This is a genomic window from Bradyrhizobium sp. (genome assembly GCF_035652035.1).
Lineage (GTDB): Bacteria > Pseudomonadota > Alphaproteobacteria > Rhizobiales > Xanthobacteraceae > Bradyrhizobium.
In genome coordinates, this window is sequence record NZ_DASREO010000029.1 from 20,833 (window position 1) to 27,190 (window position 6,358).

7 protein-coding genes are annotated in these 6,358 nt (G+C 62.4%); 2 read left to right on the forward strand and 5 right to left on the reverse strand.

Features of this window, described 5'->3' with window-relative positions; translation table 11 throughout:
* Positions 1 to 32: 32 nt before the first annotated feature.
* From VFB05_RS10475 to VFB05_RS10495, 5 genes are all read right to left on the reverse strand, one after another.
* Positions 33 to 1,187: an ABC transporter substrate-binding protein gene (locus VFB05_RS10475; protein WP_325011893.1), complete on the reverse strand. Its 1,155-nt coding sequence runs from the start codon at positions 1,185 to 1,187 to the stop codon at positions 33 to 35.
* A 30-nt stretch (positions 1,188 to 1,217) separates the two neighbouring features.
* Entirely contained in the window at positions 1,218 to 1,823 is a 606-nt protein-coding gene (locus VFB05_RS10480; protein ID WP_414643175.1) for an alkylhydroperoxidase domain protein, read from the reverse strand.
* 14 nt (positions 1,824 to 1,837) lie between these two features.
* Positions 1,838 to 2,458: a CMD domain protein gene (locus VFB05_RS10485; protein WP_325011877.1), complete on the reverse strand. Its 621-nt coding sequence runs from the start codon at positions 2,456 to 2,458 to the stop codon at positions 1,838 to 1,840.
* Positions 2,459 to 2,479: 21 nt separating this feature from the next.
* On the reverse strand, positions 2,480 to 3,514 hold the full coding sequence (locus VFB05_RS10490; protein ID WP_325011879.1) for a putative FMN-dependent luciferase-like monooxygenase: 1,035 nt from the start codon (positions 3,512 to 3,514) through the stop codon (positions 2,480 to 2,482).
* Between the two features lie 215 nt (positions 3,515 to 3,729).
* Complete coding sequence (locus VFB05_RS10495; RefSeq protein WP_325011881.1) at positions 3,730 to 4,305, reverse strand: TetR/AcrR family transcriptional regulator; 576 nt, start codon at positions 4,303 to 4,305, stop codon at positions 3,730 to 3,732.
* A 178-nt stretch (positions 4,306 to 4,483) separates the two neighbouring features.
* Between VFB05_RS10495 and VFB05_RS10500 the strand changes: the two genes are divergently transcribed.
* Both VFB05_RS10500 and VFB05_RS10505 read left to right on the forward strand, forming a co-directional pair.
* Positions 4,484 to 5,731: an efflux RND transporter periplasmic adaptor subunit gene (locus VFB05_RS10500; RefSeq protein WP_325011884.1), complete on the forward strand. Its 1,248-nt coding sequence runs from the start codon at positions 4,484 to 4,486 to the stop codon at positions 5,729 to 5,731.
* A 47-nt stretch (positions 5,732 to 5,778) separates the two neighbouring features.
* The coding region (locus VFB05_RS10505; protein ID WP_325011886.1) for an efflux RND transporter permease subunit at positions 5,779 to 6,358 on the forward strand (580 nt) is incomplete at its 3' end.

Below are 6,358 nucleotides of genomic sequence, written 5' to 3' on the forward strand. Positions count from 1 at the left end.
GATGCGGGATCACGCTCCCGGCTGCCGCGAGTTTAAGTCGGCTTGCCATCCCAAAGCGTGAACTGGCCTTTCTGGACGACGAGTTCGGCATTCATGGCGCCCTTGATGCGGCGGGTTGCGACGTCGAAGGTCGCCGGTCCGAAAATGACCGTCGAGACGTCGTGCACCTTTCCGAAGCCGTCGCGGATCGCCTTGCGGTCAGTACCACCGATCCGCAGCACAGCCGCCGCCATGTTCATCGCGTCGTAGGCATAGGCGTTGAAGGAATCTGGTTCCTGGCCGCCATATTTGGCCTTGAACCCGTCGACGAACTTGCGAACCTCCGGCCGCGGGTCGCCTGGGAAGTACCGCGTGCCGAGATGAACACCTTCGACTGCTTCACCGCCAAGCTCGAGAAATTTCGGCGAATAGACCGAGCTTGCGGCGCAGATTACCTGCTTCAAGCCGACCTGACGCGCCTGACGGGCAATCAGCGCACCGTCTGAATAATAGGAGATCAGTATCAACCCGTCCGGATTGGCGTCGCGCACGCGCACCAGCGTGGAACGAAAATCGCGCTCCTCCGCGATGTAGCCTTCGGTCACCACCACCTCCGCGCCATAGCCCTTGGCAGCGTTGACGAAAAAATCGCGGCTGGTGCGGCCCCAATCCGTATTGAGATGCAGCACAGCGAGCTTCTTCAGGCCGAGATGGCGCACCGCGTAAAGGGCCAGCAGAGGCTGCTCCTCGGCCTGGCTGACCGATGTGCTCCACATGAAGTCGCCACCCTTGGTAAAGTCGGGATGCGAGTTGGTGAAACCGAATTGCACCAGCCCTGCGCGCTGGTAGATCGGCGAGGCCGCCATCGATGCGGGACTTGAAAAATCGCCGAGCTCCATGACGACCTTCGGATCCGAGACGAACTTCTGCGCGATCGCAACCGACTGGCGCGGATCGCTCTGGCTGTCCTGGAAATCATAAACAAGCTTGCGCCCGTTGATGTCGCCGGCCGCGTGGATCTCGTCCAGCGCCAGGTCAAAACCCTGCTTCCATTGCGCGCCGTATTGCGCGTTCGGTCCGGTCAAAGGACCGCTGACACCGAGCAGGATAGGCTCGGAGGATTGGGCAAAAGCGCCGCGCGGCAGCGCTCCCGCCATTGCGGCCGCAAGCGATGCCTTGATCAGGTTACGACGGTCGATATTGCGCACGATGTTGCTCATGGCGTTACTCATAGTTGTCTAGGATTTCTTCGTCGAGGGCTCGCCGAGGGAAAGCATCAATCGGTTTGCCCAGTTGAAGAATGCAGCACTGTTGATCACGTCGACGATTTCGGCATCATCGAGACCAACTCCACGAAGCTCCTCGATGTTGTCCGGGCCGAACGCGATCGGGGTCGAGGCCAGTGCAACGGCGGCGCGGACGACGGCGTTCCAGCGCGCGCCGATGTCAGCACCGACCCCTTCATCGAGCAGGCGTTGAACATCCTCGCCGCGCTTGGAATAGGTGGTGGCAAAGCGCGCATGCACGGATGCGCAATAGATGCAGCCGTTGTAGCGAGACGTCGCGGCCGCTGCGAGCTCGCGCTCGGCACGCGGCAGGCCGTCCGCGGTGTTGTAGAAGATGTCTTTGTCGGTCTTGGTCCGGGCTTCGAGGACTTCCGGATCGCGCACCAGCAAGCGAAAGTAGTCTGACTTGGCGCGGGAACGATCGACGAGGCCGGCCCAATGCCGCTCGTTCAGTTCGGCCTCCGGCAGCGGCTCGATCCACGGCAACCAACCGAGTTCGGCTTGTGTGAAAACGACAGGCTCGTTTTCGCTGTTCTGAACCACGATTGTGTCAGGCATGATTGACAAACTCCTTAGCGGGCCGGACTGGGCTGATGCTCGATCGAGGCAGCAAGCGTGCGAAGACCCGAGACGCTCCGAACCTGAAACGACAGGAAGGCGACGAGCTGGGACAGGGTGACGATGCCAGTTGCCGTCCAGCTCGCATCAAGCAGTGCTTGCATATCGGCGGGAGCCGCATCGCGCGGCCGAAACACCAGCAGATGGGCGTGCTCCAGCGCCGCAGCGAGCTTCGTCCCAAGGATGCGCTGATGGTCCGGGGCAACGCGATAGATCAGGCCGGGTTTGTTTTCAACCGAAAGTGGCCCGGCGGGAAAGGCGCCATACGGGCCGGTGGTTTTTCCTCGACCGATTTCGGTCTTCAAGGCTGCGACGAATTCCGGGCGCGCAATATCTCCAAGCTTGTTGAAATAAAAGGCGGTCACGTGAGGCTCGCCATGAACGCCGGCGACGAACGCAGCAACCGCATAGCGCTCGAGCGCCGAGACATCGCCAAAATCAGCCGGCTCAAACAAAGTGAGGTAGCTTACTTGCGCGTTTTCGCGCGCCTGCACGCGCTTGCCGCGGATGCCGTCCAGCGGCGAGCCAGCTTCGATGCCGGCAAGGAGATCGATGATGTCTGTCTCTGTGCTCATCACTTGATGTCTTTCAGTTGATTAGCCAGCCAGCGCCACGTCAGCCGCCGCTCTTTTCCAACCGAGCGCGGGCGCAACCTTTGTCGCGATCAATTCGATCGACCGCAGAACGAGCGGATGCGGCGGATCGACCGAATGCACCTGAAACACAAGATCGGTGACCCGCTCCAGCGTCCGGTCGGCGCTGAGCGAGGCAATGATGTCGTCGGGCGTTCCCACATGCGTATCGAATGCGGCGATCATTTCGGTGGTCGTATCACCGGGCGGCAAGTGACCACCGGCGAGGAAGTGACCGAGCGCCTTGCGCAATCCGATGTCGGCAAGGCGAAGCGCGTCCTCGCGACTATCGGCAGCGAAGATGCTGCGCGATGCCATGATCCGCGGCTCGCGGCTCTTTGGCAGAGCCTCGAAATAGGCATCGATGATCGGGAGCTGAATCTCGGCCAGCGTCGCCTTTGGGACATCCTTGGAGCGCGGCTGCGTGCGCGACAACAGCAAGCCATCGCCTGCTTTGCCTGCTCTCGTGCCGCCATAGGTGGAAAAGGTCGCCTGCCAGATCCGGTCGCACAATTGCGGCCTTGACGGATAGAGCGTGTCGCCGCCGTCAAGCGGCCGGCCCGCGAGCGCCTTGCGCACGGTGTCGAGATTGCGCGCAAAGATTTCGTTGCGTTGTGTGCTGTCGAAGCCGAATGCCGCAAAGGCCGAAGGATTTCCGCCGGTCCCGACGCCGAGCTCAAACCTGCCGCTGCAAAGGAGGTCCAGAACCGCAGCGTCCTCCGCCACCCGCACGGCATTTTCCAGGGGAAGCGTGACGATGCCGGTGCCGAGACGAATGCGCGAGGTCCTTGCCGCAACGAAACCGAGAAAAGGGAACGGCGCCGGAAGCCCGCCTTCACGCTCATGGAAGTGGTGTTGCGCGATCCACGCAGAATCCAGGCCGCACTTCTCCGCCTGCACGATTTGCTCGGTCGCTATCCGATACCGCTCTGCCGCCGTCGTTTCGTCGAGAAGCCGCGTGAAGAAGCCGAGCCGCTTCAAGTTTGCAAACCGTGTCATGAAAGCCTTTTGTAACCCGCCCATCAGCAATAGGCCCGCCAGCCGCCGCCTCTTGTCGAGTTACGGCCTGCCTCGGGCGAAATGAGCTGCCAGATTGCGCGGAGATGACGAGCTAGTCAAATGAGGGGATGCTTTGGCTTAAGCTTCTGACTTTTTGACAAAAAATTTCATATTTGGCGTCGACCTGGCGACGCGTTCCTCAATCTCTACGAGGCTTACTTGGCCGGCCAGGCACGCATGGCGAGCCGGCCTATTTCGGAGAGCTTCTCGCGCGAGGCCCCGTCGCGGGCCTGCACCGCAAGTCCGCGCGCAACCGCGCTGTAATAGGCAGCCAGCATTTCGCAGTCGGTGTGTTCAGCCAGATCGCCGCTGATGACGCCCTTTCGCATGCGATCGGCCATCGCGCTCTCGGAGAAAGCCCGATGCTCGGCCATCATCTCGCGAATGTTCTTCATTCCGGGCGAGCAATGCGTGCCTGCAAGCGAGATCATGCAGCCGAGCGGATGGTCGCCGCGCGTGAATTCTTCTGCCGTCGCCTCGAACAGCCGCGCAAACGCCGTCTTGGTATCGATGGAGGGATCGTTGAGAATGGCGAAGAACCATTGACCGGCCCATTCCCGGTAGGAGCGCGTCGCCTCGCAGTAAAGCGCCTCCTTGCTTTCGAACGAATTGTAGAAACTGGACGCACTGATCCCCATCGCGCCGATCAGGTCATCGAACGAGGTGCCCTCATAGCCGCGTTCCCAGAACAGCTTCATCGCGGCGTTCAGCGCAGCTCCGCGATCGAACACCGCAGGCCGTCCTCTGCCGCGTTTGTGCTCCTCGAGTTTCGTCCCTTGATTTATTTTTGATGCCATCGCTCCAAAAATCCTTGAACGGCGCCTCCCCGCGTCTATATGCCGAGCTCCATATTGGAGCGTCTCCTCCAAATATCAACGGGTCGTGAACGAAAAATATCGGGGCAACCTCATGGACCAGATCAGCGATCATTCGAACATTGAACGGGAACCGCTCGACGCGCCGGCGCGGCCGCTGCGGCGGACGTGGCGAACACCTGCGATCGCCGTAGTGACGGTGATTGCGGCGCTGCTCGTCTATTTTGGCCTTGCGCCCCATCGCGGCAATCAGGCGGCGGCCGTGCCGACCCCGGTCCCGCAGGTCACGGTCAGCCAGCCCTTGCAGCGCGAGGTCGATAGCAGAGCCGGCTTCCTCGGGCAGTTCTCGGCGATCGACAGGGTCGAGTTGCGCGCCCAGGTCGGCGGAACGCTGACCGAAATCCATTTCAAGGACGGCCAAATCGTTCACAAAGGCGACCTGCTCTTCGTGATCGACCCGCGCCCCTATGAGATCAAGCTTGAGCAAGCCAAAGCCGCGCTGCAGACGGCGGCGGCCCGCGTCGAACTTGCGAACGCTCAACTCACCCGCGCGCAGTCGCTTCGGCGCAACGAATTCGCAACCCAGGAGACGGTCGACCAGCGCACCTCCGACCAGGATTCGTCGAAGGCCGCGGTCGAGGACGCCAAGGCGCGAATCCGCGACGCCGAACTCGACCTCGAATATTGCAACGTTCGCGCGCCCTTCACCGGGCGCATCGGCGCGCGCCAGGTTTCGATCGGAAGCCTGGTCGCGGGTAGCCGCGCCGCAACCAGCCCGACCACCCTGCTCACGACCCTGGTCTCGCTCGATCCGCTCTATCTCGACTTCGACATGAGCGAAGCCGACTTCCTGACCTTCTCGCGCGAGCGCGCGCGTGTCGGCGGCCCGCTCGCCAACAAGGTCATGATTGGCCTCAGCGACGAAAACAACTTCTCGCACGAGGGTACGCTCGACTTCATCGACAACGCGCTCGATCGTTCGAGCGGCACGATCCATGCGCGGGCCACGGTGCCCAACCCCGACCTGTTCCTGGCGCCCGGCCAATTCGCGCGGCTTCGCGTCGCGATCGCGCCGCCCACCCCGGTTTATCTGCTGCCGGACTCCGCCGTCGTGCTCGACCAGTCACAGCACCTGGTGATGACGGTCGGCTCCGACGCAACGGTCAAGCCCAAGATCGTGACGACAGGCGATCTTCGCGGCGGATTGCGCGTGATCCAGTCGGGTCTCGCGCCAACCGACCGTGTCGTCATCGACGGTCTGGTGCGCGCCATTCCCGGCACCAAGGTCGCGCCGCAGGACGGCGCCATTCATTACGACACAGCGGCCGACGAGCGGGGCTGAAAAGCCGCGTCAACGGACCCTCGCAAAAATCGACGCCGGAGCTTTCCATGACACACAGCTTCATCGACAGGCCGATCTTCGCCACCGTGCTCAGCGTCTTCGTGACGCTGATCGGGCTCGGGGCGCTCGCGATCCTGCCCATTGCGCAATATCCGCAGATCGTGCCGCCGACGGTCCAGATCACCACCGCCTACCCAGGCGCCTCCGCGGACGTCGTTTCGCGGACCGTAGCGACGCCGCTCGAACAGCAGGTCAACGGCGTCGAGAACATGATCTACATGAACAGCCAGTCGACCGGCGACGGCAAGCTCACCATCACGGTCACGTTCCGGATCGGGACCGATCTCAACGTCGCGCAGATGCTGACGCAGAACCGGGTGCAGGACGCGCTGCCGCGCCTCCCCGAGGACGTGCAGCGGCTCGGCGTGCAGGTGCGGAAAGCAACGCCCAACATCCTGCTCGCGGTGCATCTCTATTCGCCTGATGCCACGCGCGACACGCTCTACATCTCCAACTATGCGACCTTGCATGTGAAGGATGTGCTGGCGCGCCTGCCCGGCGTCGGCGCCGTGCAGATCTTCGGCGGCCGCGACTACGCCATGCGCATCTGGCTCGACCCGGACAAGG

Bases quoted from the DNA above. Each gene is read 5' to 3' on its own strand.
- VFB05_RS10480 (WP_414643175.1), bottom strand. From the start codon at position 1,823: ATGCCTGACACAATCGTGGTTCAGAACAGCGAAAACGAGCCTGTCGTT.
- VFB05_RS10500 (WP_325011884.1), top strand. From the start codon at position 4,484: ATGGACCAGATCAGCGATCATTCGAACATTGAACGGGAACCGCTCGAC.
- VFB05_RS10485 (WP_325011877.1), bottom strand. From the start codon at position 2,458: ATGAGCACAGAGACAGACATCATCGATCTCCTTGCCGGCATCGAAGCT.
- VFB05_RS10490 (WP_325011879.1), bottom strand. From the start codon at position 3,514: ATGACACGGTTTGCAAACTTGAAGCGGCTCGGCTTCTTCACGCGGCTT.